This is a genomic window from Dietzia sp. NPDC055343 (assembly GCF_053645265.1).
This window is the reverse complement of sequence record NZ_JBSHMJ010000041.1, coordinates 1,452-28,253: the sequence shown is the minus strand read 5'-3', so window position 1 is coordinate 28,253 and position 26,802 is coordinate 1,452. Positions and strand designations below refer to the sequence as shown.

Sequence of the window (26,802 nt, the reverse complement as noted above, 5' to 3'; positions counted from 1 at the left end):
CGCCGCGCATCCTCGACGCCGGCGACGGTCACGACCACCGCCGACCCCGCCTCCTGCAGCCGCTGCACCACCCCGGAGCCCGGGATCCCGAACGTGAACGAGACGACCGGCACCGCCTCCTCGACCAGCGCGTCGATGGTTGCGTCCTGGTCGAAGTCGGTGAACTGCGGGTCCTCGACCAGCGCGATGCCCAGCCGCTCGGCGACAGGCCGCAAGCCCTCCGCGTACTTCTCGAGCCCGGCCATGCCGCCCGCCGCGTTGAGCGCCGCCTCGGAGTCGGCCCGGTCGAGCAGAAAGACGTTGACGCCGAACGGTGCGTCGGTGAGCTCGCGGACGCGCGCGATCTCGGCACGGGTGGCCTCCGCATCCAGGTATCCGGAGCCGATCAGCCCGATCCCGCCGGCCTCGCCGACCGCCGCGATGAGCTCGCCGGTGGTGGGCCCGCCGGCCATGGGCGCCCCGATCACGGGTCGGCGCAGGTGCGACGGGAGCAGGCGGGCGTGTGGTTGGGCGTCGGTCATGTTCTCGACGTTACGCCTGGTGGGATCGCGCGGCGGGCTGCACCATGCCGCGTCGGGTCACCGCGTACACCGCCCCGCCGACGACGAAGACGACGACACCGCCGACCACCGACTCCCACGGCAGACTCCCGGCGACCGTCACGCAGCCGATCGCCCCGAGCACCGGCACCCAGGCTGGCAGCCGCCGGCGCCGGCGGTCCAGGCGCAGGGCCGCGGTATTGGCCACCAGGTAGTAGACCAGCACGGCGAACGACGAGAATCCGATCGCCTGACGCACGTCGGCGAGCAGAACGATCACCGCGACGAGCACGCCCACGCAGATCTCGGCGACGTACGGAGTTCGCCGGGTGGCGTGGACTGCGGCGAGCGGGGCAGGCAGATGCCGGTCGCGGGCCATCGCGAGCGTCGTCCGCGAGACGCCGAGGATGCCGCCGAGCAGGGCGCCGAGCGCGGCGATCCCGGCGGCGATCCGCACGACCGCGGCGAGCTCGCCGCCGCCGATTCGTTCCGCCGCCTCGAGCACCGGCGCGGCCCCCGCGGCGACCCCGCCCACGCCGAGGACGTGGATGACCGCGGCCAGCACCAGCGCGTACACCACGATGACCAGCGAGATCGCCAGCATCACAGCCCTCGGAATCGTGCGGGCCGGGTCGCGCACCTCCTCGCCGAGCGTGGCGATGCGGGCGTAACCGGCAAAAGCGAAGAAGCAGAAGCCGGCGCCGCCGAGGACGCCGAGTAGCCGGGCGGGCCACGCCTCGCCGTCGATCGCGGGCACCGGGGCAAGCCCCGCCTCGGCCGCAGCCAACCCAGTGGTGCCCGACCCGGCCGCCACGGACTCCGCCTCACCGCCGGATGGCGCGACCCAGGCCATCACGAGAAAAATCGCGAGGACGATCAGCACGATCGCCACCAGCACCGTGGCCACGGTCGCTGTGCGCTGCACCCCCAGCACCGAGAGCGCGGTGAGAAGCAGAACGGCCGCCGCCGCGACGAGGTTCGCGTGCTCCGGCCAGATGTACAGCCCCACAGTGAGGGCCATGGCCGCGCACGAGGCGGTCTTGCCCACGATGAATCCCCAGCCTGCGAGGAACCCGGGCAACGGACCCAGCAGTTCGCGGCCGTAGACGTAGGTTCCGCCGGCGGCGGGGAACTGGGCGGCCAGCCGGGCCGAGGACAGGGCGTTGCACACCGCCACCACTGCGGCGATCGCGAGCGAGACCCACACGAGCGAGCCGGCCCGGGCCGCGGCGGGGGCGAACGCCACGAACACGCCGGCGCCGATCATGGCACCGAGCCCCACCACCACCGCATCGGTCAGACCGAGCCGACGATCAAGCATCTGGTTCACCCGAGCACTCTGACATTCCCGGGTGACGCGTAGATGAACCTCTGCCCAGGCGGGGGCAGAAGCCTCCGGATCCGGCAAGACAGTCAGGCGATGCGAAGGATGAGCGAACGGCCGATACATTGGAGATCGTGTTTCTTCTCCGCAGGCTCCGCCTGACGGCTGCCGCCTCGATCACCGCTGTGGCACTGGTCAGTTGCGGTACCGGCGAGCCCGCAGATCAGGCGCCTCCGCCCGCTGCCGACACCGCCCCAGTCGCCGTCGCCACGGCGCCGCCCACCGCGCCGTGCGACTCGCCGTTCGCCGCACTCAGCCAACGCGAGCGGATCGCGCAGCTGTTCACCGTGGGCGTGAGCTCGATGGCCGACGCCCGCCAGGCCGTGGAGCAGCACAACATCGGCGGTGTGTTCATCGGCTCGGGCGTCGTCGGCGAGGCGGTCTCCGGCAGTGGCCTGGCCGAGCTCCAGAAGACCGCCCCGCTGCCGCTGCTGGTCGCGATCGACGAGGAGGGCGGCCGCGTCTCCCGCATCTCGCCGTACGCGGGGCCGATGCCCTCGGCACGGGTCATGGCCTCCACGATGAGTCCCGAGCAGGTCCGGGCGACCGCCCGCGCGCGCGGCGAGTTCCTGAACCGCATGGGCGTGACGGTGGACTTCGCCCCCTCCCTCGACGTGTCGGACCAACCCGACCAGGCCGTGATCGGCGACCGCTCCTTCTCCCCCGACCCGGCCCGTGTGACCGAGTACGCCCGCGCGTTCGCTGCCGGGCTGCAGGACGCCGGGATCACCCCGGTGTTCAAGCACTTCCCCGGGCACGGCCGCTCCTCCGGCGACAGCCACTTCACCACCGTGACGGTGCCGCCCCTCGACCAACTCGCGGCCCACGACCTGCGGCCCTTCGCCGAGCTGGCCGCCACCCCCGGAGCCGGGATGATGCTCGGCCACCAGCTGGTCCCCGGCCTGACGGGCGCGGACCGGCCGGCGTCCCTCTCCCCCGCCGCGTACCGGCTACTGCGGGAGGGCCACGGCTACGGCGCCCCCGCGTTCGAGGGGCCGATATTCACCGATGACCTCTCCGGGATGAAGGCCGTCTCCGACGCCTTCCCGCTGCCCCGGTCGGTGACCGAAGCCCTGATCGCCGGCGCCGACTCCCCGCTGTGGATCACTACCGCCGGCATCGGCGAGGCGCTCGACTCGGTCGAGGGCGCACTGGCGAACGGGGCACTGTCCACCGACGCCCTCGACCGGTCGCTGGAGCGGATGGCCGAGGTGCGTGGAATCCCGGAATGCGCGAACGGCCCGGTCACCGGCCGAATATCCGGGGCAGGATCGCTGGCCGCCCCGGTCCAACCCGCCGCTCCCGGCCCGGGCGCCCCGCCGGCCACCTCACCACCGGCCGCGGCTCTGGCCCCGCTACCCCGCTGAGCCGGCGACCCAGATGCCGGACGTGCCCCGGCGGTGCGAATCCATGAGGTGGGTGTCCACCACGCCGATGGCTTCCATCAGCGCGAACACCGTCACCGGCCCGACGAAGCGAAAGCCGCGCCGCTTGAGATCCTTGGCCAACGCGACCGATTCGGGCGACTGCGTGGGCACCTCCTCCATCACCCGCGGCTCGGGCGTGGCCTCGGGCCGATACGACCAGATGAGCTGCGCGAGCCCGCCGTCCGAACGGAGCTCGACCACCGCGCGGGCGTTGCTGATCGCGGCATCGATTTTGCGGCCGTTGCGCACGATGCGCTGATCGGCCATGAGCCGCTCGACGTCAGCGGCGCCGAAGGCCGCCACCGCATCGGGCGAGAACCCGGCGAACGCCTCCCGGAACGCCGGGCGCTTACGCAGGATCGTCACCCAGCTCAGCCCGGACTGGAACCCCTCCAGCACGAGCCGCTCGTACAGCCCGGTCTCGTCGTGGACCGGCATGCCCCATTCGGTGTCGTAATACTCCCGTAGTAGCGGATCGCGGGCCGCCCACGGTGGCCGCCGCAGCCCGTCCTCGCACAGCACCGAGCCGCTCCCGGTGGTGAGCGCGGTAGTGGCGGCGTCGGCGGTAGCGGCGGTGGCCCGGTCCTGCGTGTCGTTCTGCATGAGATCTCCGTCTGTTCGTCGTCCCACCCGTGCGGTGGTGGCCGGCAGACTAGGCGCGGTCTACGACAACACCCCGGTGAGCTGCACGATCCGCACCGCCGCCAGCACGAGCAGCGCGATGCCCACCACGAGTGTGAGAATCCGCCCGGCCACCCGGCCGAAGGAGAGGAAGCGGCCGATCTTCTGCGTCGCGGTGGCCACCCTCGAGGAGCTGACGCACGCGAGCGTGACGATCAGGGCGACGCTCGGCAGAATCGCGATCACCGCGAAGAAGAAGATCTGCAGGAGCTGGGCCCACCACGGTTCCTCGGCGAACGAGATGAGCACCATGCCGGCCGCGAACGGCGCCGACGTGCCCGACTGGATCACCCCGAGCGAGACTCCCGTGGCCAGGATCCCGAACTTCTGCAACACCGTCTGCGCCAGCGGGGCCTCGACGTTCTCCTCCGCGGCCTCCGCGGGCCTGCGCATCCCCATCACGGTGATGACCAGGCCGATCACCGCCAACACGACCATCGCCCAGACGTTGTGGAACAGGCTCCGGACGAACTCCTGGTTATTGCCGATCACCCAGACCGACACCAGCGACAACAGCACGATGCCGCAGAACGCGCCGCCCGTGAACCGCGCCGCCTTGGGCGCGAACGGCTGCCCACTCCCGGCAGCGGTCAGCCACAGCCCGGCGATGACGGCGAACGCCAGGAGGTTGAGCGAATCGATCGCCGCGAAACCCAGCAGGCTGAGGTAATACTGCACCGGGACACCCTACCGGCGGCGGCCCGGCCCGGGCGCCTCGCCGGCATCGTCACCGTCACCGTCGCGGGTGTCGGGGCCGCGGGTGGGGGCGTTGTCGTCGTCGCCCTCGGGGTCGTGCGCCGGACCCGCCGCACCGCCACCGCCCCGCGCGGGACGCCCGTACACTGACCTCTCCCGACGGCGGAGCACGTCGAGGTCACGCACGGTCCAGCCGCGCATCTGCAGCGGCACGCGCCACTGCTGCCACCAGGCGATCAGGCGGAACGCGATGACGAAGGCGGCCAGGGCGGTCGCGGTGATCGGGCCCCACGTGCCCGTCTCCACGGCCACCACCGTCAGGCCCGCGCCCGTCGCGGCCGGGACGACGTACAGATTCGACCCGCTGAACACCGCCGGCATCTCGTTGGCCACCACGTCGCGCATCAGGCCGCCGCCGACCGCCGTCACCACGCCCAGCCCGATCGCGGAGGCCACCGGCATGCCGTGATCGAGCGCACGGGCGGCACCGAACGTGCAGAACAGCCCCAGGCCGGCCGCGTCGAACACCACGATGAGCGTGGACACCCGGTGCACCATCGGGCCGATAAGATACACCGCCACCGCCGCCACGACCGGCGGGATGAGGTAGACCGGCTTGGCCAGCGCCAGCGGCGTGACCCCCAGCAGGACGTCGCGGATGATGCCGCCGCCGAGGCCGGCCAGCAGGCCCAGCACGAGGCCGCCGGTGATGTCGATGTCCTTACGCGCCGCCAGCAGGTTGCCGGACAGCGCGAAGAAGAACACGCCCGTCAGGTCGAACCACAACAGCAGCGGCGAGGACTCCACGAGGCGCCCCCTAAGTCACGGCGTCCGGCGCCGGCGCGGGCTCGTCCACACTCGCCGTGCGCGCCTGATGGCGGTTGCGCACCGCGCGGAACGTCCAGAGCTTGTTGACGATGAAGTTGATCGGCATCGTGATGACGATCGTCAGCAGCTGGCTCCAGTACTCACGGGAATGGATGCCCGCGTCCTCATGCCAGAACGGCTCCGGCAGGTACAGCGGCGAGGTGGGGTTGGTGAACGCGAGCTTGATGAAGATGCCCGCGATCGCGGCCACCGAGCCGACTACCAGGAACGGCCAGAACTCCTGCCAGAACGGGGCCTTGGCGCCGGCGCCGAAGGTCCAGTTCCGGTTGAGCATGAAGTTGTAGAAGTTTGCCACCAGGAACGCGACGATCCACACCAGCGTGGTGAAGCGGAAGTTGAACTCCGTGCCGGAGATCGGGAACAGGACGTCCTGCGCGTTCTGGGTGCCGCCGTTGGCCTTGTTCATCAAGACCGTGACGATCATGTTGACGACCATGCCGGAGCCGCCGACGATCCCGAACATGATGAATTGTCGGAGGCTACGGCGATAGCGGCCGATCGCGGGGGGCGCCGGGGTCACAGCGTGCCAGTCTAGGCCTACTCTGCTCCGTGACCGGCGGGGACTCGCTCGGAGGGCTCCGCGATGGGGCCCGGGGCGGTGCCGCTGCCGAACGGACTGCCGCCCAACTCCTCACGGTGGTGCGGGGTGAGCAGGCCCGCCAGGTCCGGCCCCTTGGGCACGATCCCGGTGGGGTTCACGTCGCGGTGGACGTTGTAGTAATGCTCCTTGATCTGCGGGAAATCGCAGGTGTCGCCGAAACCGGGGGTCTGGAACAGGTCGCGCAGGTAGCCCCACAGCGCGGGCATCTCGGTGATCTTGCTGCGGTTGGCCTTGAAGTGGCCGTGGTAGACCGCGTCGAAGCGCACCAGGGTGGTGAACAGACGGATGTCGGCGGCGGTGATGGTCTCGCCCACCAGGTAGCGGCGCGTGGCCAGCCGCTCCTCGAGGCGGTCGAGCGAGGCCCACAGCTCGTCGTAGGCCTTCTCGTAGGCGCCCTGCTCGGCGGCGAAGCCGCAGCGGTACACGCCGTTGTTGACGGTCGGGTAGATCCAGGAGTCGAGCTCGTCGATCTCGTCGCGATGGGCCTCCGGGTAGAGGTCCGGGGCGCCGTCGCGGTGGAAGTCGGTCCACTCGGAGAGCATGTCGAAGTTGAGCTTCTGGTACGCGTTGGTCACCACCGAGTTGGTGGGCAGATCGACCAGGGCGGGCACGGTGATGCCGCGCGGGTAGTCGGGAATCCGGTTGAAGTACGCCTCCTGCAGGCGGTGCAGGCCGGTGACCGGATCCTTCTCGTCCGGGTCGAGGTCGAAGACCCACGAGTTGATGTCGTGCGTCGGGCCGGCGAGCCCCATCGAGATGGCGTCCTCCAGGCCCATGAGCCGGCGCACGATGATCGAGCGGCTCGCCCACGGGCAGGCCCGGGCGGCCATGAGGCGGTAGCGGCCGGCCTCGACGGGCCAGCGCATTTCGCCGATCTTCTCGCCCACCGGGTCGCTGCCCGGCTCCAGGCCGGCGACCACGCGGTCGTTGATGTAGGTGGCGTCGCGGACGAACTCGCCGCCGGTGGAGGCGTTCTTCGCTGCGATGAACTCGGTCTCGTCTGGCATGAGGCTCTCCTACGGTCGGCGGGCGTGAGGTCGTCGTCGTATTGGCGATACGACGAACTGTTGATACATCACCAATCATACCCGCGCGAACGCCCTCAGGCTAGCCCCCTCGACAGCCCTTCGACCCGGGTCGCGAGTCACGGCCGCCGACATATGCCACGCTGGGGCCATGGACTCCGCGCACGTCGACGACGTCTCGACCCGCTACGCCGAATTCGCCGAGTACGAGGTCCGCGGCCGCACCCCCGTCTATCTCTCCTGGGCCCGCGGGATCGCCGACGACCCCGCCACCTGCGAGCTCATCGCACGCCTGCCCCGCATCAAGCGGCAGCCCGTCCTGGTGTTCGCCGCAGCCCGCCACGCCGGCGCCTCCGAGACCGAGGACTACGCCGCCTTCCGCGAGTTCCTCCACACCAACTGGCACCGCGTCGAGCAGATCGCGCTCACCCACTCCACCCAGACCAACGAGGCCAAGCGCTGCGCGGTCCTGCTGCCTTTCCTCTCACTGCTACCCGGCCCGCTCTCGCTGGTCGAGGTGGGCGCCGCCGCCGGACTGTGCCTGTACCCGGACCGCTACGCCTACCGCTACGAGCTCGGCGGCGGCCACACCTACGAGCTGCAGCCCGCCGAGCTCGCCACCTCCGTCACCCCGGCCGAGGTCCCGGTCCTGGAGTGCGACCTGCGCGACGGCGTCCCCCGCCCGCGCTCCCTGCCCGAGATCGTCCGCCGGGGCGGGGTCGACCTGGCCCCCATCGACCCCGCGGACCCCGACTCCCGCGCCTGGCTCCGCAGCCTCATCTGGCCCGGCCAGCAGGCCGAGCGCGTGCCCCGCCTCGACGCGGCACTCGACATCGCCGCCGCCGATCCACCGAACATCATCACCGGCGACCTCGTCGAGCAGGTCGAGGCCGCCGTCGCCGCCTGCCCCGCCGGCTCCACACCCGTGGTCTTCCACACCGCGGTGCTCGGCTACCTCGAGCCCCCGGAGCGGGCCGAGTTCGTCCGACGCGTCACCGAGCTCTGCCGTAGCGCCGGCGCGGTGTGGATCTCCGTCGAGGGGGTGACCCTCCTGCCCGAGATCGCGGCGCAGGTCCCGGAATCGATCCGGCGACACAGGGGCATCTTCGTCGTCGCCGTCAACGGGCAGCCCCTCGCCACGGCGCACGGCCACGGCGACTGGGTCCGCGCCCTCGACATGCCCTGAACCGGACGTGCCCCGGCGCCTCACCCGCCGTGCGCACGCGCTGGAGGGCAGACTGTCGGGGTGTCCACGATCGTGTTTGTCCACGCCCACCCCGACGACGAATCGTCCCAGACCGCCGGGGTAATGGCGCTCGCCGCCCGCGCCGGCCACCGCGTGGTGACGGTGTTCGCCACCGACGGCGACCACGGCCAACGACCCGAGGGACTGGGCGACGACGGCGACGTGGTCGAACATCGCCGCGGGGAAGCCCGCGCGGCCGCGCGCGTCCTGGGCGTCGAGCGCGTCGACTGGCTGGGATACCGAGACTCCGGCATGACCGGCTGGGCCCAGAACGACGACCCGTTGTGCCTGCACCGGGCCGACGTCGACGAGGCCGCCGGCCGGTTCGCCCGGATCCTCGACCGCGAGGACGCCGACGTGGTGATCGGCTACGACCACCACGGCAACTACGGCCACCCCGACCACATCGCGGTGCACCGGCTCACCCGCCGGGCCGCCGAGCTCGCGGCCCGCCGGCCGCGACTGATGGAGTCCACCACCAACCAGTCCGCGCAGCTGGAGATGCTCGACCGGCCCGAGGTCACCGAGCTCTTCGACGCGCTGGCCGCCGCCGGTTCGGACGTGGCCGAGCTCCGCGAGATGATCCTCACCGGCGACGACGGACAGCCCGTCGGCGTACCCGAGTCCGAGATCGCCTGGGCCGTCGACCTGCCCGAGGACGTGCTCGCCCTCAAGCGCCGCGCGATGGAGTGCCACGCCAGCCAGACCAGCGACATCGGCCTCATGCTGGGCATGCCGCCCGCCGTCTACGCGCTGGCGTTCGGCACCGAGTACCTCATCGAGCCGGGCCTGGATCAGGACATGCAGAAGGCCTGGCCGTTCGACTGACGTCGACGCGGCCAGGCCCTGTGCGGGGTTGCCCTGTGCGGGGTCTTACTTCTCGCGGACAACCGACCCGTCGTCCTGCAGACGCAGGAGCGGGTAGATGCCGTTCTCGTCGTGGTTCTCGTCGCCCACGACGGGCGGGTTGAAGACGCAGAGCATCTGCATCTCCTCCTCCACGATCACCTGGTGCTTCTCGTTGCCGTCGAGCAGGTACATCGAGCCCGCCGCGAGCGGGTACTCCTTGTCGTTGGTGAGGTCACGCAGGGTGCCCTTGCCGCGGGTGAGCCAGACGGCCTCGATGTGGTTGGCGTAGTGGAAATCGTTGGTCGTGCCGGCGGCGATGGTGGTCTCGTGGAACGAGAAACCCACGCGGTCATTGGCCAGAACGATGCGCTTGGACTCCCAGTTACCGTTGTTGCCCTTGATGTGGCGATCGGTATCGGTGATCTCGGCGGTGGTGCGAACGATCATGTGGTGCCTCCTTGAGGGGTGGTCCCGTACTACTGGATCAGGCGTACTGCTGCGCGAGGACGTGGTCGACGGCCTCGTAGCAGATCTCGATGCCGCGGTCGCGCTCCTCGTCGGTGAGGGTCAGCGGCGCCAGGAACTTGACGACCTCGTCGCTCGGGCCGGCGGTCTCGACCAGCATCTTGTTGTCGAAGCAGCGGGCCATGACCTGGCCGGCCAGCTCCGGGTCCTCGAGGAACGCGATGCCGAAGGCCATGCCGCGGCCGCGCAGCTCGAGCTTGCCCTCGTACTTGTAGACGAGCGGCGAGAAGCGCTCGCGCAGGATGCGGCCGTTCTCCAGCGTGCGGTTCTGGAGCGCGTCGTCGGCCCAGTACTTGCGCAGCGCCACGTCAGCGGTGATGAACGCCAAGTTGTTGCCGCGGAAGGTGCCGTTGTGCTCGCCCGGGGTCCACTCGTCGAGCTCGCGGTTGAACAGGGTCACCGCCAGCGGGAGGCCGTAGCCACCGATCGACTTGGACAGGCAGACGATGTCCGGCTTGATGCCGGCGAACTCGAAGGAGAAGAACTCGCCGGTGCGGCCGCAGCCCATCTGGACGTCGTCGACGATCAGCAGGATGTCGTGGCGCTTGCACAGCGCGTCGAGGGCCTGCAGCCACTCGGCGCGCGCGGCGTTGATGCCGCCCTCACCCTGGACGCACTCGACGATCACGGCCGCCGGGCGGTTCATGCCCGAGCCGGAGTCGACGAGCACGCGCTCCATCCACTGGAAGTCCTCGGTGACGCCACCGAAGTAGTTGTCGTACGGCATCGGGGTGGCGTGGACCAGCGGGATGCCGGCACCGGCGCGCTTCATCGAGTTACCGGTCACCGACAGCGACCCGAGGGTCATGCCGTGGAACGAGTTGGTGAAGTTGATGATGGCCTCGCGGCCGGTGACCTTGCGGGCCAGTTTCAGCGCGGACTCGACGGCGTTGGTGCCGGTGGGCCCGGGGAACATCACCTTGTAGTCCAGGCCACGCGGCTTGAGGATCGTGCTGGAGAAGGTCTCCAGGAAGGCGCGCTTGGCGACCGTGTACTTGTCGAGCGAATGGGTGACGCCGTCGCGGGTGATGTACTCCAGCAGGGCGTTCTTCATGTCGTCGTCGTTGTGGCCGTAGTTCAGCGCGCCGGCGCCGCCGAAGAAGTCGAGGTAGTCCTCGCCGTCGACGGTCGTCAGCGTCGCACCCTTGGCGGTGTCGAAGACCGCCGGCCAGTTGCGCGAGTAGCTACGAACCTCCGACTCGCGGTCGGTGAAAATCGAGGTATCGGTGCTCGAATCGTGCGTGTTCTCGGTCATTTGTCTTGACTCACTCCAATGAAAAAGCGTTCGGGCAGCGGCGGCGGGCCGGGCGGCCCGCGCCCAGTCCTTAGGAAATCGTGTAGAGGTCTTCTTGCTCGTGGCCCTCTCCGAGAAGATCAGCGCCCAGGTAGTCCTCGCTGGTCAGCGACATTCCGCGGTCGCGGGCAACGGCTCCGAAGGTGCGCTTGGAGGCGTCGTTGTCGGGACTGATCGTGGTGCGCAGGCGCACGGTGCCCTGCTGCTCGCCGGTGCGGTCCATGAGGCTGTGCAGCAGACGGGCTGCGAGTCCCTTGCCGCGCTGATCGGCGTCGACGCCCACCTGCCACACGAAGATCGTGTCCGGCTCGTCGGCACGGATGAAGCCGGTGACGAAGCCGACCACACGGCCCTCGACCTCGACCACGACCGAACTCCTGGCGAACTCGGCACCCCACAACACGTAGGCGTAGGACGAGTTCAGATCGAGGACCCGGCTGTCGCGGGCGATCTCCCACATCCGGATGCCGTCTGCCGCGGTGGGCGGACGGAAAACCGGGTCTGAGGAATCAGGGGTACGGGGTACTTCTCGTTCTCCTGGGCTCATAATCAACTCCCACCGTAGTGAGGCCACCTCGTAGTTGCATCTACCTTCCACAATTCGTTCCTGAATTCGTGATGAGTGCGCAGGTGGCCGCCGGGGAGTGAGGTCGGTCACTCGCGGGTGGTTCCGCAAACGCCCGACCGCGGGGCCGGAGTGTCTAGAACGCACCGCCGAGGCGGCCCGATAGCCTGTCGAGACGTTCCTGGCTCGCGCCGTCCAGGCCGATCACGGACATCGTCTTGCCCTTCTCCGCGTACTTCTGCTGCACGGCATCGAGCGTCGCGACGGTCGAGGCGTCCCAGATGTCGGCGTCGGTGAGGTCGAGGACCACGTGCTCGGGGTCGCCGGAGTAGTCGAACTGATAGACCAGATCGTTGCTCGACGCCCAGAACAGCTCGCCGGTGACGCGGTAGGTGCGGGTGGTGACCCCGGTGTCGTCGTCGCGGTCGTCGTCGTTGTCGTCGTCGCGGTCGGCACGGTCGTCGCGGTCGTCGCGGTCGAGACGGTCGTCGCGGGGCCCGGGGACCTTCTCCACCGTCGTCATGTGCGCGACGCGGCGGGCGAACATCACCATCGCGGTGAGCACGCCCAGGACCACGCCGATCGCCAGGTTGCCGGTCCACACCGTCGCCACCACCGTGACCAGCATGACCAGGGTCTCCGGCAGCGGCATGACCCTAAGGGTGCGCGGGTGGACCGAATGCCAGTCGAACGTCCCCACGGACACCATGATCATCACCGCGACCAGCGCCGCCATGGGAATGAGACCCACGATGTCGCCGAGCACCACCACCAGGACGAGCAGGAACACGCCCGCGAGCAGCGTCGACAGCCGGGTGCGCGCCCCGGATTCCTTGACGTTGATCATCGTCTGGCCGATCATCGCGCAGCCGCCCATGCCGCCGAAGAGACCGGTGACGAGGTTGGCCACGCCCTGGCCCCAGCCCTCACGGGTCTTGTCGGAGTGGGTCTCGGTGATGTCGTCGACCAATTTTGCGGTCATGAGCGATTCCATGAGCCCGACCAGCGCCATGGCCAGCGCGAACGGCGCGATGATCTGAAGGGTCTCCATGGTCAGTGGCACGTCGGGGAGGAGCAACGACGGCAACGACGTCGGAAGCTCACCCTGACCCGCCACATCGGGCACGTTCCAGCCGACGGCCAGCACGACGACCGTGATCGCCACGATCGCGATCAGCGGGGCCGGCACGACCGTCGTCAGGCGCGGGAAGCCGACCATGATCACGATGCCCACCGCCACCAGCGGGTACACCAGCCACGGCACGCCGATCAGATGCGGGATCTGCGCGGAGAAGATGAGGATCGCCAGCGCGTTGACGAAGCCGATCATCACCGACCGCGGGATGAACCGCATCAGCTTGGCCACGCCCAGCACCGAGAGGACGATCTGCAGCGCGCCGCCCAGCAGGACCGTCGCGATGAGGTAGTCGAGCCCGTACTCGGCGGCAACCGGGGCGATGACCAGCGCGATTGCACCGGTGGCGGCCGAGATCATGGCGGGCCGGCCGCCGGTGAACGCGATCGTCACGGCCATCGTCACCGAGGCGAACAGGCCGACCCGCGGGTCGACGCCCGCGAGGATGGAGAACGAGATCGCCTCCGGGATCAACGCCAGGGCCACCACCAGGCCGGCCAACACCTCGGTCCGCAGTCTGGCCGGCGAGGAGAACGCCGCCCGGAATGAGGGCAGCACACCGGTCGGGAACTCGTTGCTCACAGATCACCTACAGTCGTAGTACCGACTCTCTCGTGGCGAGAGAGTAAAAAGCTACCGTAGCGGGAGAGTTGTGGCCGGGGAAACTCAGGGCGAGCAGACCATGAAGATCGGGGAGGTCGCCGAGCGCACGGCATTATCGATCCGCAGCCTGCGCCACTACGACGAACTCGGCCTGGTCAGCCCGTCCGCCCATTCCCCCGGCGGGTTCCGCCTCTACACCGAGGCCGACGTCGAGCGCCTACTGCTCATCCGGCGCATGAAGCCACTCGGGTTCAGCCTCGACCGCATGAAGGACTTCTGCCGCGCCCTCGACGCGCGCGGGGCGGGGACCAGTGCCGATGGCGCGGACGGGGAGGCCGGGGGCGTGGGCGAGGGGGCCGACGACGATGCCGCCGCCCGCACCACGATCACCGAGATCGGCGCTGAAGCGGCGGAGCGACTCGAGCGCCTGCGCAAGCACCTGGCCTACGCCGAGGAGTTCGTCGAGATCATCGACCGCCTCAGCTGAGCGCCGCAACCGACCCTCTCCGACCCCTCCCGCGCCACTCTCGCCGGCCTCTCCATCCCCGCCGGCCCGTCCCGCGCCCCCACCGGTAAACGCGAAGAGGGTTTCGCACGTTGGCACCCGGCCGATACGTGCGAAACCCTCTTCTCAATGGAACGGGCGGGCGGGCCGGGCCGAGCCAGGGCGGGCCAGGGCGGGGCGGGCGGGGCGGGCCAGGGCGGGCGGGGCCGGCGGGCGGGGCCGGCGGGCGGGCGGGCAGGCCCGGGCGGGCCAGGGCGAGCCGGGCCCGCAGAGACCGAACTCAGAGGGCCCGCCCGATGACCTCCTTCATGATCTCGTTCGTGCCGCCGTAGATCCGCATGACGCGGGCGCCCGCGAACTTCTGCGCGATCGGGTACTCCATCATGTAGCCGTAGCCGCCGAAGAGCTGGAGGCAGCGGTCCACCACGTCGTCGAGCATGTCGGTGGCCTGCATCTTGGCCATGGAGGCGGTCACGGCGTCGAGCTCGCCGGCCAGCTCCTGCTCGATGCAGTAGTCGACGAACGTGCGGGTCGCCATGGCCTGCGTCTTGCAGTGCGCCAGCTCGAAGCGGGTGTTCTGGAAGTCGAGGACCGGCTTGCCGAACGCCTGCCGCTCGCGGGTGTACTCGAGAGTCTCCACGACCGCGGCCTCGGCCATCGCCAGCGCGTCGACCGCGATGGCCAGACGCTCGCGCGGCAGCTGGTTCATCAGCTGGTAGAAGCCCTGCCCCTCCTCACCGCCGAGCAGGTTGGCGGCGGGCACGCGCATGTCGTTGAAGAACAGCTCGGCGGTGTCGGCGCCGTGGCGGCCCATCTTCTCCAGCACGCGGCCGCGCTCGAAGCCGGGGGTGTCGGCCTCGACCGCGAACAGTGCCATGCCCTTGTGGCCGGCGTCGAGGTCGGTCTTGGCCACGACCACCACGAAGTCCGCGGAGCCGCCGTTGGAGATGAAGGTCTTGGAGCCGTTGATGATGAAGTCGTCGCCGTCGCGCTTGGCGGTGGTGCGCACGCCCTGCAGGTCGGAGCCGGCGCCGGGCTCGGTCATGGCGATCGCGGAGATCCACTCGCCGGAGCAGATCCTGGGCAGCCACGCCTTCTTCTGCTCCTCGGTGGCGTAGTTGGCGACGTAATGCGGGGTGATGGTGGAGCCGACGCCCATGCCGAACGCGGTGTCGCCGGAGTAGACGAGCTCCTCGGTGACGAGGTACTCCATGCCGGCGTCGCCGCCCTGCCCGCCGTACTCCTCGGGCACGTCGAGGCAGATGAGGCCGGCCTCGCCGGTGCGTACCCAGGTCTCGCGGTCGACGTGCTTCTGCGCGGCCCACTTCTCCTGGTTGGGGGTCATCTCCTTGGCGAAGAAGGCGCGGGCGTGCTCGCGCAGCAGCCGGTGGTCGTCGGTCTCCCACGCGGGGCGGTAGTCGGGGAAGAGTGCGGACACGAGGGGCCTCCAAGGAAGTACGACGACGACAACAGCATTGACTTCGAGTTCGGCGACAGTCTACGACCGCGGTGTTGGCCGAGTCCGGATGCAGCGGGCGCGGGCGGGGCCATACTCGTGCCATGAGCGATTCCACGGACCGGCCAGAGCAGGACTCCCAGCCCGAGACGGGCGCCCTCCCCGTACCTTTCCCGACCGACTGGACGCGCTGCCTCATCCTTGTGGCGCACCCTGATGATCCCGAGTACGGCATGTCCGCCGCGGTGGCCCGGTGGACGGCCGAGGGGCGCAGCGTCGTCTACGTTCTCGCGTCCAGTGGCGAGGCCGGGATCGAGGGTATGGCCCCGGAGATCGCCGGGCCGATCCGCGAGGAGGAGCAGCGGCGGTCGGCGGCGCACGTCGGGGTCGACACCGTCGAGTTCCTGGGCTTTCCGGACAGTCAGATCGTCAACAACGGTGAGTTGCGGGACGCGATCGCCGACTCGATCCGCAAGCACCGGCCGGACATCGTGGTGTCCCTGTACTCGGGCCCGGAGTTCGGCCCCGGCCTGCCCAACCAGTCCGACCACATGGAGTTCGGCGACGCGGTGGGCGCCGCCTACGACGATCTGGTGGCCGCGGTCGGCGTGGACTCGCGCGAGGGGCGCCCACAGATGTGGTTCGAGTCCGATCCCCGGCCGAGCCACTACGTCGACGTCACGGGGTTCGTCGACCCGGCCATCGACGCGCTGGCCGAGCACAAGGAGTACATGTCGGTGCTCGACCCGCAGACGCCGGTGCGCGAGCAGGCACGGACGCAGGTCGAGCGCATGGTGGCGCCCGTCGAGGGCCTGGCCGACGGCAACCCGGTGGTGGGCTTCACCCGCAAGCGCCCCTGAACGCGAGCCACGTGAGGAGCGTCACCGCCGGTCCCGGAATCATTCCGGACCGGCGGCCCGTTCTACTAGACATGACAACTTCTTTGGACACCGCCCAGGCCATCCAGATCGACGAGGCCGCCCAGGACCTCCTCTTCCGCGAGGCCCGCACCGCCAACGCCTTCACCGACGAGCCGGTGACGGACGAGCAGCTCGAGGCGATCTACGACCTGGTCAAGTGGGCCCCCACCTCGATGAACAACCAGCCGCTGCGCGTCGTGGTGCTGCGTTCCGAGGAGGCCAAGGCCCGTCTCATCCCGCTCATGTCCGAGGGCAACCGACCCAAGACCGCCGCCGCCCCGGCCGTGGCACTGCTGGCCGCCGACGTGGACTTCCACGACGAGCTGCCGAAGGTCTTCCCCCACTTCCCCGGCGCCCGCGACCTGTTCGCCGACGAGGACGCGCGCATCGGCACGGCCGAGCTCAACGCCGGCCTGCAGATCGGCTACCTGATCCTCGGCATCCGCGCGGCCGGCCTGGCCGCCGGCCCGATGACCGGCCTCGACGCCGACGCGATCGCCACGGAGTTCTTCCCCGACGGACGCCACCGCGTCCTCGTGGCGGTGAACATCGGCAAGCCCGCCGAGAACGCCTGGTTCGACCGCCTCCCGCGCCTGGACTACGACGAGGTCGTCAGCACCCTCTGATCACGCGCTCAGCGATCCGACGAGAACAGGCCGGACCCCGACAGGGGCCGGCCTGTCGTGCTGTCGGGCGGGAGACAGCTGGTCAGGAGGACGAGATCACGCCGGACGGAAACGCTCGACGATCTCGTCCGCCCACTCGGCGCGCGGCGAATCCATGCTGCCGTCGGCCGGCGAGCCGATGTAGGTGAGCCAGTACCTGTCGTCGCCCTCACCCACGACTGCCGTGTAGATCAGCGCTCCCTCCGGGCCGAGCATCGCCTGCTGGGCCATGGGGATCACCCGAAAGGACAACGCCGAGCCGTCGCCGACACGGCTCGAGATCGGCTCCAGGCTCTCGTCGGTGGGCTGGCCCGGGACCGGAAGGACGGTCTGGCCGATGGCGGAGGCCAGCGCGTAGGCGGCCTGCTCGTTGTTGACCTCCTGGCCGCCCAGCATCTCCTCGGTCAGTGCACCGATGAAGACGAGTCCGCCCGCACCGCCGTCCGTCGACACCTTCTCGGGGAGCAGCGCAGTGGTCCCGAACAGCAGGTCGCCGGATTCGGCCTGCCATCCCTCGGGGACGCGGATGGTCAGCCCTGCGGCCTCGTCGACGTGGTCGGAGCCCGCCGCCACCTGGGTCTTGGGGCTCAGCGTGCGCTCGCTCGGCGCGTAGGTCTTCTGTGAGACGACCACCGTCACCACCGCCGCGACCACGGCCAGGACCGCCACCAGGATGATCACCAGAACGGCCCTGCCACGACCGGAAGATGAAGTCGTGCTCACACTCGCGCTCATGGACCCAGCGTAGGCGGGTCGGACTCGTCGGCGACAGCCGGACCTACGGACGCGTTCGCCGGAGCGTGATGTTCACCCGGCCGGGGGCCGCGCCCAGCACGTCGCGGCACCAGGCGGGGGCCGTGGCGTCGTGGACCTTTGGCACCCCGTGGAACGCCATCCGCGACGGCCCGCCGAACACCACCAGGTCCCCCGACTCCAGACGCGCGTCCGTGTACGGGCGGCCCCGGTGCTCGGGAGTGCCGAAGCGGAACGTGCACGCATCACCCAGGCTGAGCGAGACCACCGGGTCACCGCTGGCCTCGTCGCGGTCCTGGTGCAGTCCCATCGTCGCGCCGGGACCGTAGAGGTTCACCAGCGCGGCATCGGGCGTATAGACGGCCGAGTCGGTCTCCGCCACGCCCGGATCGACCGCGGCCGCCGCGGACAGCGCAGACCGGGCAGCGCGCACGAGCCAATCCGGGATGGGCGGGACGTCGGCGTTGTCGTCGTCGTATCTATACGGCGTCCAGTGGCGCCCCAGGCTGAACGTCCGCACCGACATGCGGCCGCCACCCGGCAGCACGATCGAGCGCGGCGCGCACACCGCGGCCCAGTCCGCGCAGGCCCGCAGGAGGAATTCCTGCTGCTCACGGCTCAGCCAGTCGGGCACGTGCACCGCGCCGGGGCCGAGGATCGCCGGCTCGCGGCGAACGCCGAACAGCGGTTCTGTCACGCCTGCTCAGCCCCCTGTCGTCGCGCCCGGCTCCCGGTCCGTGTCCGGCTCCCGATCCGTGCCCGAATTCTGGTCCACGTCCGAGCCGGGACCCGCATCCGGATCCGCGGCGGTGATGGGGGCCGCGATGTCCTCGAGCGACTGTCCCTCGGCGTCCACGCCCAGGAAGATCTCGGCGATGCCACCGACCGCCATCACACCGGCCGAGACGAGGAATCCCATACCGACCAACGCACGATCGCCGCTCTCGATGAAGTTACCGAACATCAGCGGGCCGATGATGCCGCCGACGCCCGTGCCGATCGCGTAGAAGAAGGCGATCGCCAGCGCACGGGTCTCCATGGGGAAGATCTCCGACACCGTGAGGTAGGCCGCCGAGGCGCCGGCGGTGGCGATGAAGAACGTCAACGACAGCAGCGCCACGAAGCCCCACAGGCCACCGACCTCGCCCAGGAAGACGAAGTACAGCGGCACCGTCACCAGGGCCGATCCGATATAGGTGCCGGCGATCATCTTCTTGCGGCCGACCCTGTCGAACAGCGGGCCCAGGGTGAGCGCGCCGAGGAAGTTCACGATCGCGAACAGCGCCAGAAGCAGTGGCGCGGTGCCCGAGTCGATGCCGTAGTAGTTCTGATACAGCGTGCCCAGGTTGAAGGTGATGCCGTTGTAGAGGAACGCCTGGCCGATGAACAGCGCCAGGCACAAGATCGCCCGCTTGGGGTACTTGCCGAACGCCGTCTTGGCGATCTCGGTGAACGGGATGCTGGCCCGCTGATGGATGGTGATCTGCTCGTCGCGGCCGACCCGCTCCAGCGGCTCGTCTTTCTCCTCCTCGACCTGTTCCTCGATGTCCTCCACGATCTCGTCGGCCTCGCCCTCGCGACCGTGGATGAACAACCACCTCGGGCTCTCCGGGACGTGCCTTCGGATGAAGATGATGACCACGCCCAGCAGCGCGCCCACACCGAGCGCGAAGCGCCAGCCCAGATTCTCGGCGAACCAGGCGGTGTTGAGGAAGAACAGCGAATAGAACGAGCCGAACGTCGCGCCCAGCCAGTAGGTGCCGTTGATGAGGACGTCCACGCGCCCGCGGTAGTTCGCCGGGATGAGCTCGTCGACAGCGGAGTTGATCGCCGCGTACTCGCCGCCGATCCCGGCGCCGGTGACGAATCTGCAGAGGAAGAACATCCAGGGTTCGACCGAGAACGCCGTGGAGAACGTGGCGATGCAGTACACGACCAGTGTGAGCATGAAGAGCTTCTTGCGGCCCCACCGGTCGGTCAGCCGCCCGAAGAACAGCGCGCCCAGACAGGCACCGAGGATGTAGATCGACGCCGCCAGACCGATCTGCCCCTCCGTGATGGGCAGGCCGCTGCCCGGCTCGACCAGCCGCGCGGCCAGCGAGCCGATGAGCGTGACCTCCAGGCCGTCGAGGATCCACACCGTCCCCAGGCCCAGGATGACCTTCCAGTGGATGCCCGCCCAGGGCAGGCGGTCCATCCGGGCGGGGATCGCCGTGGAGATGGTGCCCAGCCTGCGCTTGCCGGGTCCTGACCTGGTGTCGGGGGATGCATCACCCCGGGATCGCCGCTCCATGAAGTGGTTCTATCCGGAGTTGACGCGCGTCGCATCCGATCCGAACCGTGACATCCGATCGGTTGTCCTATTCGGGCGCAGGGCGGTTGCTCATCACCACTGTTAACCACCCTGACATTGGTAAGTACTTATGTGCTGATAACTTCGTAAGTGCACACCCTCACGCTCAGGGCATAGCCCTGACCTAACCTTAGGAGATACCCCAATGGGAACCGACGGCCTCGCCGCCCTCAGCCTCATGCCGACGCTGTCCCTTTCAGCACTGGTCCCCACCGCCGTAAGCCTGGTCACTTCGACCTCGTTCTGGGGTGCCGTTGCGCACAGCATGGGAATGCTCCCTCAGGAAGCATTCATCCAGGCTGAGCAGATCGGCATCACCCTCCCCCCTATGCCGCGCTGACACAGGCGAAGCTCAGAATCTGACAGGCGCGCACCCGGCTGCAGTCGGGTGCGCGCCTGTCGCGTCGATCAGAGTCAAAGCCGAGCTCAGCGCTCGGGCTGCAGCACGGCCCACGCCTGCTCGGCGAGCTCAGGCGTCGCGGCCGCGACCACCGTGCCGCCCTCCAGCGGCTGCCGGCTGTCCGGTCCGGTGATCACCCGTCCCGTGGCGCGACCCGCCGACGTCGGCCGTCCGGGGATGCAAACGGTGGAAGTGCCAGTTCACGTCGCGGATAAATGTCGACACCACTGCGAAGATTCGCAGCTTTCACCGCAGTGGTGCCGACAAGGATCGCAACGGTGTCGACCAGCCGGGCCAGGCGATGCCGCGGACGTGTTGGGCGCGCCGTGGCCGGCCCCGACCGTGCCGGCGGGGCCGCCGGTGGACCTAGAAGTGGCCGTCGATCAGCGACATCGCCGGAATCAATCCCGGCCCAGCACCGCCCACGCCTGCTCGGCGAGCTCAGGCGTCGCGGCTGCGACCACCGTGCCGCCCTCGAGCGGCTGCCGCCCGTCCGGGCCGGTGATCACCCCGCCCGCGGCCTCGATGATCGGGACCAGCGCCACGATGTCGTAGGAGTTGAGGTCGGACTCGACGACCAGGTCCACGCGACCGGCGGCGAGCATGCAGTAGGCGTAGCAGTCGCCGCCGAAGCGCTGGAGCCGGACGCGGCGGCCGAGTTCGTCGTAGCGGTCGCGGCTCGAGCCGCTATCACCGAACATCGACGGATGCGTCGTGTACAGGATCGCCTCGGACAGCTCCGCGCAGTCCGACGTGCGCAGGTCCGTGATTTGCACCGAACCACCGTCAGCGGCAGGGCGACGCACCACGGCGCGGCCGCCCACCGCCGAGAACGTCTCGCCCAGGATCGGCTGATCCATCCAGCCCGCCACCGCGCGCCCGTCCTCGACCACGCCGACGAGCGTCCCCCAACCCGCCATACCCGTGAGGAAGGCCTTCGTGCCGTCGATCGGATCCAGGTACCAGGTGCGGGGGGCGTCGGCGGGGCCCATGGGGCCGTTCTCCTCCCCCACCACGCGATCGCCCGGCGACATCGCATTGATCCCCGCGCGCAGCAGTTCCTCGATCGCGCGGTCGGCCTCGGTGACCGGGTCGTAGCCGCGGTGGGCGCCGGGGCCGCCGGCGGAATCGGCGCCGCCGGAATCCACGCTGGCAGCAGAATCGGCACCGCCACCAACGCCGTGACCAGCGCCTGCCGCGTTCTTGTCGGCCGCGCCGAGCGCGGCGAGGTCACCGTGGAAGTGGCGGCGGGCGATCCGGCCGCTGGCGGCGAGCAACTCGTCGAGGCGCTCGATCTGATCCGGTCCGAGAGGGCGGGAGGGCCGTGGCGTCATCACACCATCGTGCCCCAGCCCCCGCTGCACCGCCGACCGGATCCCCCGTCTTGGCCCTCTACACGTGCGGAAACGGCTAACGTGTTCACACCGCCCACCAACAGAGCCGAGGCGCGATGACCGCCCTGATGGATTTCCTCTCGACCCGCCGGGTCCAGCTGGCCACGGATTCCTGGCAGCACGTCAGCGCCACCGTGCAGGCCGTGCTGCTCGCGACCGTGCTGTCGGTGGCGGTCGGGGTGGCCGTGTACCGCAGCCGCACCGGCTCGGCCGTGGCCACCGGACTCGCCGCCACTGCGCTGACCATCCCGTCGTTCGCGCTGCTCGGCCTACTCATCCCGCTGCTCGGGCTGGGCGTGCTGCCCACCATGACCGCCCTGGTCATCTACGCCGTACTGCCGATCCTGCGCAACACGATCGTCGGCCTGGACGCGGTGCCGGCCGCCACCGTGGACGCCGCGCGGGGGGTCGGGATGAGCCGACTCGGCGTGCTGAGCAGGGTCGAGCTGCCGCTCGCGTGGCCCTCGATCCTGGCCGGCATCCGGGTGTCCACGCAGATGTCGATGGGCATCCTCGCGATCGCCGCCTACGTCAAGGGGCCCGGCCTGGGGAACCTCATCTTCGCCGCCCTGTCCCGCGTGGGAACGCCCACCGCCCTGCCGATGGCGCTCACGGCGACCGTCCTCGTCGTCGTCCTCGCTCTTGTCCTGGACGCCCTGCTCGTCCTACTCGGCCGCCTCACCATCAGGGGGAACCAGTGACCACTTCCACCGGCCGCGAGGCCCACGCCGACGGGCCCCGCACCAACAGAACCCGCACCGACGGCCCCAATACAGCTGTCTCGGGCGTGCCGATCGTCCTGGACGGCGTCACCAAGATCTACCCCGGCCAGGAGCGGCCCGCCGTCGACCGCGTCTCGCTCGACCTACCGGCCGGCCACACGACGGTGTTCGTGGGGCCGTCCGGCTGCGGCAAGACCACCACGATGCGCATGATCAACCGCCTCATCGAACCCACCTCCGGCACCATCACGATCGACGGCGAGGACAACCGCCGCCTCGACGCCGACACCCTGCGCCGCAGCATCGGCTACGCCATCCAGGCCTCCGGGCTGTTCCCGCACATGACGGTCGCGCAGAACGTCGCCACGGTGCCGCGGCTGCTCAAGTGGAACAAGAAGCGCACCCGCGAGCGCGTGGACGAGATGCTCGAGCTCGTCGGCCTGGCCCCCGGTGACTACCGTGATCGCTATCCCGCGCAGCTGTCCGGCGGGCAGCAGCAGCGCGTCGGCGTGGCCCGGTCGCTGGCCGCGGATCCGCCGGTGCTGCTCATGGACGAGCCGTTCGGCGCGGTGGACCCCATCACGCGCGCGTCGCTGCAGGACGAGCTGCTGCGGCTGCAGTCCGAGCTGCACAAGACGATCGTCTTCGTCACCCACGATTTCTCGGAGGCCGTGAAGTTGGGCGACCGGATCGCGGTGCTCGGCCCCGGCTCGTCCGTCCTGCAGTTCGACACCCCCGAGGCGATCCTGGCCAATCCGGCCGACGAGACGGTCGCCGGGTTCATCGGGGACGACGCCGCGCTCAAGACCCTCACCCTCCGGCGCGTGGGGGACGTGGACCTGGGGACGACGACGACGGCGAGGGTGTCCGACGACCCGGCCGAGTTCGCCGCCCGCCTGCGCCGATCCGATGACGAGTGGGCCGTGGTGCTGGACGAGGCCGGCCGCCCGGTGCGCTGGGTCCGTGGGGACCGGGTGGCGCAGATGCCGGACCTGGGCTCGGGGGGCCAGCTCGTGAGCGGCACGGTCACGGTCGATTCGACGCTGCAGGAAGCACTGGACGGGTTGCTGTCGACGGCTAGTGCGACCACCGTGGTCGTCGACCGCGACGGCGTGTACCGGGGCACGATCGGGATCGACGACCTGGTCGACGAGTTGCGACGCATCCACCACCGGCACCACGACGACGAGCCCGCCGCCCCCGCCGACCGCGCCGGGCACCCTAACCCGGCCGACCCGTCATGAGCACGCCCACCGCCACCGAGACGCTGGCCCGCGGCGACACCGCCCGGCTGGTCATCCAGCCGGCGGCGGTGATCATCGCGGTGGTCGGGGTGCTGTGGTGGGCGTTCGCGAGCCCGATGACCGAGACCCAGGCGGCGTCGCTCAACGCGGCGTCGATCACCGAGCGGACCCTCCAGCACGTCCAGATCACCGTGACGGTGACGCTGATCGTGGTGGCCGTGGGCGTGCCGCTGGGGATCATCCTGACCCGGCGGCGCACCCGGTTCCTCGCGCCCGTGGCGATCGGGATCGCCAACATCGGGCAGGCGGCGCCGGCGATCGGTCTGCTCGTGCTGCTGTTCCTGGTCACCAACCGGACCGGGTTCTGGATCGGCGTGCTGCCGGTGGCGTTCTACTCGCTGCTGCCGGTGCTGCGGAACACGATCGTCGGCATCCACAACGTCGACCCCGCGCTCATCGACGCCGCGCGCGGCCAGGGCATGGCGCCGACGCGAGTCCTGCGCACTGTGGAGCTGCCACTGGCGGTGCCGTTCATCCTCGCCGGCCTTCGCACCACACTCGTGCTGGCGGTGGGCACGGCCACGCTGAGCTTTCTCGTCGACGCCGGCGGGCTGGGCATCTTCATCGACACCGGGTACCGGCTCCAGGACTACAAGACGATGGTCGTGGGCGCTGTCCTCGCGGTGGCGCTGGCGCTGCTCGTGGACTGGCTCGGCGCGGTCGGCGAGGTCCTGTTCAACCCGAAGGGGCTGCGATGAGAAGCGTTGCGCGGGTGCGGAGGCTGCTGGCCTCTCTGCTGGCCGTGGTGCTCGTGGCGACCGGCTGCGGCCTGAACAACGGCGGCTCGGTACCGCTGCCCGTGGGCCCCGACTCGCAGGGCGTCGTGCCCGAGCTCGAGGGCGTGAAGGTGACTGTCGGCGGCAAGGACTTCACCGAGGGCGTGATCGCCAGCTACCTGGTGGAGTTCCTGCTCGCAGCGGCCGGCATGGACGTCTCCGACATGTCCTCGCTGGCCGGCTCCAACAGCTTCCGGCAGGCGCTGGTCACCGGGCAGGTGGACATCGGCATGGAGTACACCGGCACCGCGTGGATGAGTTACCTCGGCAACGACGAACCGGTGCGCGACCCGCAGCAGCAGTGGGAGGCCGTGCGCGATGCCGACCTGGCCGAGCACGACATCCGCTGGTTGCCGCCGACCACCGTGGACAACACCTATTCGTTCGCCATGAACCGGGCCACGGCCGAGGCCACCGGGGTGACCACGTTCTCCGAGTACGCCGACCTGGTGCGTTCCGATCCGCAGGCGGCCGTGAGCTGCATGGAGACCGAGTTCTCGGTGCGTCGGGACGGCTGGCCCGGCCTGGCGGAGGCCTACGGCTTCGACGCCGCGACCGTGCCGACGCCGATCATGCAGCCGGGGATCATCTACCAGGCCACCTCCGTGGGCCGCGAGTGCGCGTTCGGCGAGGTCTACACCACCGACGGCCGGGTCAAGGGCCTCGATCTGGTGGTGCTGGAGGACGACAAGCGGTTCTTCCCCGTCTACAACCTCGCCACGGTGGTGCGGGGCAGCTACCTGGACGCTCATCCGCAGATCGAGCAGGTGCTGGCCCCTCTGATCGACCTGCTCACCAACGAGGTGATGGTGGAACTCAACATGCGTGTCGACGTGGACGGCGAGGACCCCGCGCTGGTCGCGAGGGATTTCCTGGTGGCCGAGGGGCTCGTGACGGCCGGCTGAGCCGGAGGTGGGTGCTGCGGCGATCGTGCGTGTGGCGGACAATCGCTGACACGACTACCGGTCAGGCGTCTGCGAGGAGGATTCCCATGCGCACCAACCCGCTCATCGCACTGCCCCGCTCAGCGCGGCGGCTGCCCCGGATGGCCCCGGACATGTCGCTGTTGCCGACGGGCCGGATCGTCACCCTCGCCGACGACGTGGTGACCAGGCTGTACGACACCGGCGAAGAGCACCTCCAGCCGGTGATCCTGCTGCACGGCATGGCCGCCACCGGCATGCTCAACTGGTATCAGACCTTTCAGCGCCTGCACGGCGAGTACCGGCTCATCGCCTACGACCAGCGCCATCACGGCATGGGCCACACCGGGAACTTCGACTTCCAGACCTTGTCGGAGGACGTCCTGCGGGTCGCCGACCACCTGGAACTGGAGCAGCCCGCGGTGGGCGGGTACTCGATGGGCGGGATCGTGGCGCAGCTGGCCGCCCGTCCTGATCCCTCCCGGCTCGGCGGTCTCGTGCTGGCCGCCACCGGCACCGGCGCGCAGCGCAACGCCCTGGAGAAGGCGACCCTCGGCGGGTTCGCGCGGACGGCCCCGCTCCTCAACGCGGTCCCGGTGGAGGTAGCCCGCGAGATCGAGGAGGAGGTGCCCGGCCCTACCGCGTGGGCGTTGCGGGAGTTGTCGTCGGTCTCCCTCGCCGCGCATCGCACGGTGATCAGTCAGGTCGCGCGCTTCAACTCCACGTCGTGGCTGCATGAACTCGACCTTCCGGTGGCGATCGTCAAGACGATGCGGGACATCGCGTTCCCGCAGTCGATCCAGGACGAGATGGCCGACCTGCTGCCGCACAGCGCGGTGTTCCCGATCCAGGGCGGCCACGCGGTGTGCGCCACCCAGCCGGGTCGGTTCGCCAGCCGGATGCGCACCGCGATCGGCTGGGTGGTCTCCAACGGGCGCTGAAGTCCCCCACCGAAATCCCGTCGCCGGAGCGCCGCCCTGTGACGCTCGCTGGAACACCGAGTACTAGATCACCGAGTAGCGCACCGCGGTCACCACAAAGACGACCAGCGCGATCGCACCGAGAACCACGCCCCACAGGCCCCGCCGCTCGTTCGGCTCACCGCCGGCCATCATGCCGCCCGCCGGCCAGCGGGCGATCAGTCCGAAGGCGACCGCCATCAGCGCCGCGAGA

The 26,802-nt window shown here is 69.9% G+C and carries 28 protein-coding genes; 12 read left to right on the top strand and 16 right to left on the bottom strand.

The window, feature by feature from the left end; genetic code table 11:
• A partial coding sequence (locus tag ACWIE7_RS15855) for a nitronate monooxygenase (protein WP_454069910.1) occupies positions 1–521 on the bottom strand: 521 nt, incomplete at its 3' end.
• A gap of 10 nt (positions 522–531) precedes the next feature.
• Complete coding sequence (locus ACWIE7_RS15850; protein ID WP_454069913.1) at positions 532–1,860, bottom strand: APC family permease; 1,329 nt, start codon at positions 1,858–1,860, stop codon at positions 532–534.
• Between the two features lie 137 nt (positions 1,861–1,997).
• On the opposite strand from ACWIE7_RS15850, the gene ACWIE7_RS15845 reads away from it, so the two are divergent.
• Positions 1,998–3,290, top strand: coding sequence for a glycoside hydrolase family 3 N-terminal domain-containing protein (locus ACWIE7_RS15845; RefSeq protein ID WP_454069909.1), 1,293 nt, complete (start codon positions 1,998–2,000; stop codon positions 3,288–3,290).
• Here ACWIE7_RS15845 and ACWIE7_RS15840 read toward each other — a convergent pair.
• The 5 genes from ACWIE7_RS15840 to ACWIE7_RS15820 all read right to left on the bottom strand — a co-directional run bounded on the left by ACWIE7_RS15840 (position 3,279) and on the right by ACWIE7_RS15820 (position 7,223).
• Positions 3,279–3,953 (bottom strand): DNA-3-methyladenine glycosylase I, encoded by a 675-nt coding sequence (locus tag ACWIE7_RS15840; RefSeq protein ID WP_454069908.1) that lies wholly within the window; start codon positions 3,951–3,953, stop codon positions 3,279–3,281. The genes ACWIE7_RS15845 and ACWIE7_RS15840 overlap by 12 nt on opposite strands.
• A gap of 60 nt (positions 3,954–4,013) precedes the next feature.
• Positions 4,014–4,709, bottom strand: coding sequence for a hypothetical protein (locus ACWIE7_RS15835; protein WP_454069907.1), 696 nt, complete (start codon positions 4,707–4,709; stop codon positions 4,014–4,016).
• Between the two features lie 9 nt (positions 4,710–4,718).
• Entirely contained in the window at positions 4,719–5,534 is an 816-nt protein-coding gene (locus ACWIE7_RS15830; protein WP_454069906.1) for a trimeric intracellular cation channel family protein, read from the bottom strand.
• 10 nt (positions 5,535–5,544) lie between these two features.
• A complete protein-coding gene (locus tag ACWIE7_RS15825; protein ID WP_230930609.1) occupies positions 5,545–6,078 on the bottom strand; it encodes a GtrA family protein in 534 nt (177 codons plus the stop codon).
• Between the two features lie 74 nt (positions 6,079–6,152).
• Complete coding sequence (locus tag ACWIE7_RS15820) at positions 6,153–7,223, bottom strand: glutathione S-transferase family protein (protein WP_454069905.1); 1,071 nt, start codon at positions 7,221–7,223, stop codon at positions 6,153–6,155.
• A gap of 169 nt (positions 7,224–7,392) precedes the next feature.
• Between ACWIE7_RS15820 and ACWIE7_RS15815 the strand changes: the two genes are divergently transcribed.
• Together ACWIE7_RS15815 and ACWIE7_RS15810 are read left to right on the top strand one after the other, a co-directional pair.
• A complete protein-coding gene (locus ACWIE7_RS15815) occupies positions 7,393–8,427 on the top strand; it encodes a DUF2332 domain-containing protein (protein ID WP_454069904.1) in 1,035 nt (344 codons plus the stop codon).
• Positions 8,428–8,487: 60 nt separating this feature from the next.
• Positions 8,488–9,315 (top strand): PIG-L deacetylase family protein, encoded by an 828-nt coding sequence (locus tag ACWIE7_RS15810; protein WP_454069903.1) that lies wholly within the window; start codon positions 8,488–8,490, stop codon positions 9,313–9,315.
• Positions 9,316–9,360: 45 nt separating this feature from the next.
• Here ACWIE7_RS15810 and ACWIE7_RS15805 read toward each other — a convergent pair whose 3' ends face one another.
• From ACWIE7_RS15805 to ACWIE7_RS15790, 4 genes are all read right to left on the bottom strand, one after another.
• Positions 9,361–9,783, bottom strand: coding sequence for an ectoine synthase (locus ACWIE7_RS15805; RefSeq protein ID WP_230930513.1), 423 nt, complete (start codon positions 9,781–9,783; stop codon positions 9,361–9,363).
• Between the two features lie 37 nt (positions 9,784–9,820).
• Positions 9,821–11,116, bottom strand: a complete 1,296-nt coding sequence (gene ectB, locus ACWIE7_RS15800; RefSeq protein ID WP_452100573.1) for a diaminobutyrate--2-oxoglutarate transaminase — start codon at positions 11,114–11,116, stop codon at positions 9,821–9,823.
• Positions 11,117–11,186: 70 nt separating this feature from the next.
• On the bottom strand, positions 11,187–11,702 hold the full coding sequence (ectA, locus tag ACWIE7_RS15795) for a diaminobutyrate acetyltransferase (protein ID WP_295652511.1): 516 nt from the start codon (positions 11,700–11,702) through the stop codon (positions 11,187–11,189).
• Between the two features lie 154 nt (positions 11,703–11,856).
• Positions 11,857–13,437, bottom strand: a complete 1,581-nt coding sequence (locus ACWIE7_RS15790; RefSeq protein ID WP_454069902.1) for a SulP family inorganic anion transporter — start codon at positions 13,435–13,437, stop codon at positions 11,857–11,859.
• Positions 13,438–13,537: 100 nt separating this feature from the next.
• On the opposite strand from ACWIE7_RS15790, the gene ACWIE7_RS15785 reads away from it, so the two are divergent.
• Positions 13,538–13,945: a MerR family transcriptional regulator gene (locus tag ACWIE7_RS15785; RefSeq protein ID WP_454057830.1), complete on the top strand. Its 408-nt coding sequence runs from the start codon at positions 13,538–13,540 to the stop codon at positions 13,943–13,945.
• 298 nt (positions 13,946–14,243) lie between these two features.
• On the opposite strand, the gene ACWIE7_RS15780 is transcribed toward ACWIE7_RS15785, so the two are convergent.
• On the bottom strand, positions 14,244–15,401 hold the full coding sequence (locus tag ACWIE7_RS15780) for an acyl-CoA dehydrogenase family protein (protein ID WP_454069901.1): 1,158 nt from the start codon (positions 15,399–15,401) through the stop codon (positions 14,244–14,246).
• Positions 15,402–15,523: 122 nt separating this feature from the next.
• Between ACWIE7_RS15780 and ACWIE7_RS15775 the strand changes: the two genes are divergently transcribed.
• On the top strand, positions 15,524–16,279 hold the full coding sequence (locus ACWIE7_RS15775) for a PIG-L deacetylase family protein (RefSeq protein WP_454069900.1): 756 nt from the start codon (positions 15,524–15,526) through the stop codon (positions 16,277–16,279).
• 71 nt (positions 16,280–16,350) lie between these two features.
• Positions 16,351–16,965 (top strand): malonic semialdehyde reductase, encoded by a 615-nt coding sequence (locus ACWIE7_RS15770; protein WP_454069899.1) that lies wholly within the window; start codon positions 16,351–16,353, stop codon positions 16,963–16,965.
• A gap of 96 nt (positions 16,966–17,061) precedes the next feature.
• On the opposite strand, the gene ACWIE7_RS15765 is transcribed toward ACWIE7_RS15770, so the two are convergent.
• Genes ACWIE7_RS15765 through ACWIE7_RS15755 form a run of 3 tightly spaced genes read right to left on the bottom strand, consistent with a single transcriptional unit; the run spans position 17,062 to position 19,954 of the window.
• Entirely contained in the window at positions 17,062–17,739 is a 678-nt protein-coding gene (locus ACWIE7_RS15765) for a hypothetical protein (protein ID WP_454069898.1), read from the bottom strand.
• A 43-nt stretch (positions 17,740–17,782) separates the two neighbouring features.
• Complete coding sequence (locus tag ACWIE7_RS15760) at positions 17,783–18,454, bottom strand: alpha-ketoglutarate-dependent dioxygenase AlkB family protein (protein ID WP_454069897.1); 672 nt, start codon at positions 18,452–18,454, stop codon at positions 17,783–17,785.
• 6 nt (positions 18,455–18,460) lie between these two features.
• Complete coding sequence (locus ACWIE7_RS15755; RefSeq protein WP_454069912.1) at positions 18,461–19,954, bottom strand: MFS transporter; 1,494 nt, start codon at positions 19,952–19,954, stop codon at positions 18,461–18,463.
• A gap of 301 nt (positions 19,955–20,255) precedes the next feature.
• Here ACWIE7_RS15755 and ACWIE7_RS15750 point away from each other — a divergent pair, with 301 nt between their 5' ends.
• On the top strand, positions 20,256–20,450 hold the full coding sequence (locus ACWIE7_RS15750) for a hypothetical protein (protein WP_454069896.1): 195 nt from the start codon (positions 20,256–20,258) through the stop codon (positions 20,448–20,450).
• Positions 20,451–20,911: 461 nt separating this feature from the next.
• Here the strand turns inward: ACWIE7_RS15750 and ACWIE7_RS15745 are convergent, their stop codons facing one another.
• Positions 20,912–21,844 carry an inositol monophosphatase family protein gene (locus ACWIE7_RS15745; protein WP_454069895.1) on the bottom strand — a complete coding sequence of 311 codons (933 nt, stop codon included), beginning with the start codon at positions 21,842–21,844 and terminating at the stop codon, positions 20,912–20,914.
• 116 nt (positions 21,845–21,960) lie between these two features.
• Here ACWIE7_RS15745 and ACWIE7_RS15740 point away from each other — a divergent pair, with 116 nt between their 5' ends.
• From ACWIE7_RS15740 to ACWIE7_RS15720, 5 genes are all read left to right on the top strand, one after another.
• Positions 21,961–22,605 (top strand): ABC transporter permease, encoded by a 645-nt coding sequence (locus ACWIE7_RS15740; protein WP_230930502.1) that lies wholly within the window; start codon positions 21,961–21,963, stop codon positions 22,603–22,605.
• Between the two features lie 86 nt (positions 22,606–22,691).
• Positions 22,692–23,870: an ABC transporter ATP-binding protein gene (locus ACWIE7_RS15735; protein WP_454069911.1), complete on the top strand. Its 1,179-nt coding sequence runs from the start codon at positions 22,692–22,694 to the stop codon at positions 23,868–23,870.
• The gene (locus ACWIE7_RS15730; protein ID WP_454069894.1) at positions 23,867–24,628 is read left to right on the top strand and encodes an ABC transporter permease; all 762 of its coding nucleotides are present in this window, start codon (positions 23,867–23,869) and stop codon (positions 24,626–24,628) included. Before ACWIE7_RS15735 ends, ACWIE7_RS15730 begins: the two co-directional genes overlap by 4 nt.
• Entirely contained in the window at positions 24,625–25,611 is a 987-nt protein-coding gene (locus ACWIE7_RS15725) for a glycine betaine ABC transporter substrate-binding protein (RefSeq protein WP_454069893.1), read from the top strand. Before ACWIE7_RS15730 ends, ACWIE7_RS15725 begins: the two co-directional genes overlap by 4 nt.
• Before the next feature lie 86 nt (positions 25,612–25,697).
• Positions 25,698–26,570, top strand: coding sequence for an alpha/beta fold hydrolase (locus tag ACWIE7_RS15720; RefSeq protein WP_452100584.1), 873 nt, complete (start codon positions 25,698–25,700; stop codon positions 26,568–26,570).
• Positions 26,571–26,802 lie beyond the last annotated feature (232 nt).

Bases quoted from the DNA above. Each gene is read 5' to 3' on its own strand.
- ACWIE7_RS15850 (WP_454069913.1), bottom strand. From the start codon at position 1,860: ATGCTTGATCGTCGGCTCGGTCTGACCGATGCGGTGGTGGTGGGGCTC.
- ACWIE7_RS15840 (WP_454069908.1), bottom strand. From the start codon at position 3,953: ATGCAGAACGACACGCAGGACCGGGCCACCGCCGCTACCGCCGACGCC.
- ACWIE7_RS15825 (WP_230930609.1), bottom strand. From the start codon at position 6,078: ATGTTCGGGATCGTCGGCGGCTCCGGCATGGTCGTCAACATGATCGTC.
- ACWIE7_RS15820 (WP_454069905.1), bottom strand. From the start codon at position 7,223: ATGCCAGACGAGACCGAGTTCATCGCAGCGAAGAACGCCTCCACCGGC.
- ACWIE7_RS15815 (WP_454069904.1), top strand. From the start codon at position 7,393: ATGGACTCCGCGCACGTCGACGACGTCTCGACCCGCTACGCCGAATTC.
- ACWIE7_RS15805 (WP_230930513.1), bottom strand. From the start codon at position 9,783: ATGATCGTTCGCACCACCGCCGAGATCACCGATACCGATCGCCACATC.
- ectB (WP_452100573.1), bottom strand. From the start codon at position 11,116: ATGACCGAGAACACGCACGATTCGAGCACCGATACCTCGATTTTCACC.
- ectA (WP_295652511.1), bottom strand. From the start codon at position 11,702: ATGAGCCCAGGAGAACGAGAAGTACCCCGTACCCCTGATTCCTCAGAC.
- ACWIE7_RS15785 (WP_454057830.1), top strand. From the start codon at position 13,538: ATGAAGATCGGGGAGGTCGCCGAGCGCACGGCATTATCGATCCGCAGC.
- ACWIE7_RS15775 (WP_454069900.1), top strand. From the start codon at position 15,524: ATGAGCGATTCCACGGACCGGCCAGAGCAGGACTCCCAGCCCGAGACG.
- ACWIE7_RS15770 (WP_454069899.1), top strand. From the start codon at position 16,351: ATGACAACTTCTTTGGACACCGCCCAGGCCATCCAGATCGACGAGGCC.
- ACWIE7_RS15765 (WP_454069898.1), bottom strand. From the start codon at position 17,739: ATGAGCGCGAGTGTGAGCACGACTTCATCTTCCGGTCGTGGCAGGGCC.
- ACWIE7_RS15755 (WP_454069912.1), bottom strand. From the start codon at position 19,954: ATGGACCGCCTGCCCTGGGCGGGCATCCACTGGAAGGTCATCCTGGGC.
- ACWIE7_RS15750 (WP_454069896.1), top strand. From the start codon at position 20,256: ATGGGAACCGACGGCCTCGCCGCCCTCAGCCTCATGCCGACGCTGTCC.
- ACWIE7_RS15745 (WP_454069895.1), bottom strand. From the start codon at position 21,844: ATGACGCCACGGCCCTCCCGCCCTCTCGGACCGGATCAGATCGAGCGC.
- ACWIE7_RS15740 (WP_230930502.1), top strand. From the start codon at position 21,961: ATGACCGCCCTGATGGATTTCCTCTCGACCCGCCGGGTCCAGCTGGCC.
- ACWIE7_RS15730 (WP_454069894.1), top strand. From the start codon at position 23,867: ATGAGCACGCCCACCGCCACCGAGACGCTGGCCCGCGGCGACACCGCC.
- ACWIE7_RS15725 (WP_454069893.1), top strand. From the start codon at position 24,625: ATGAGAAGCGTTGCGCGGGTGCGGAGGCTGCTGGCCTCTCTGCTGGCC.
- ACWIE7_RS15720 (WP_452100584.1), top strand. From the start codon at position 25,698: ATGCGCACCAACCCGCTCATCGCACTGCCCCGCTCAGCGCGGCGGCTG.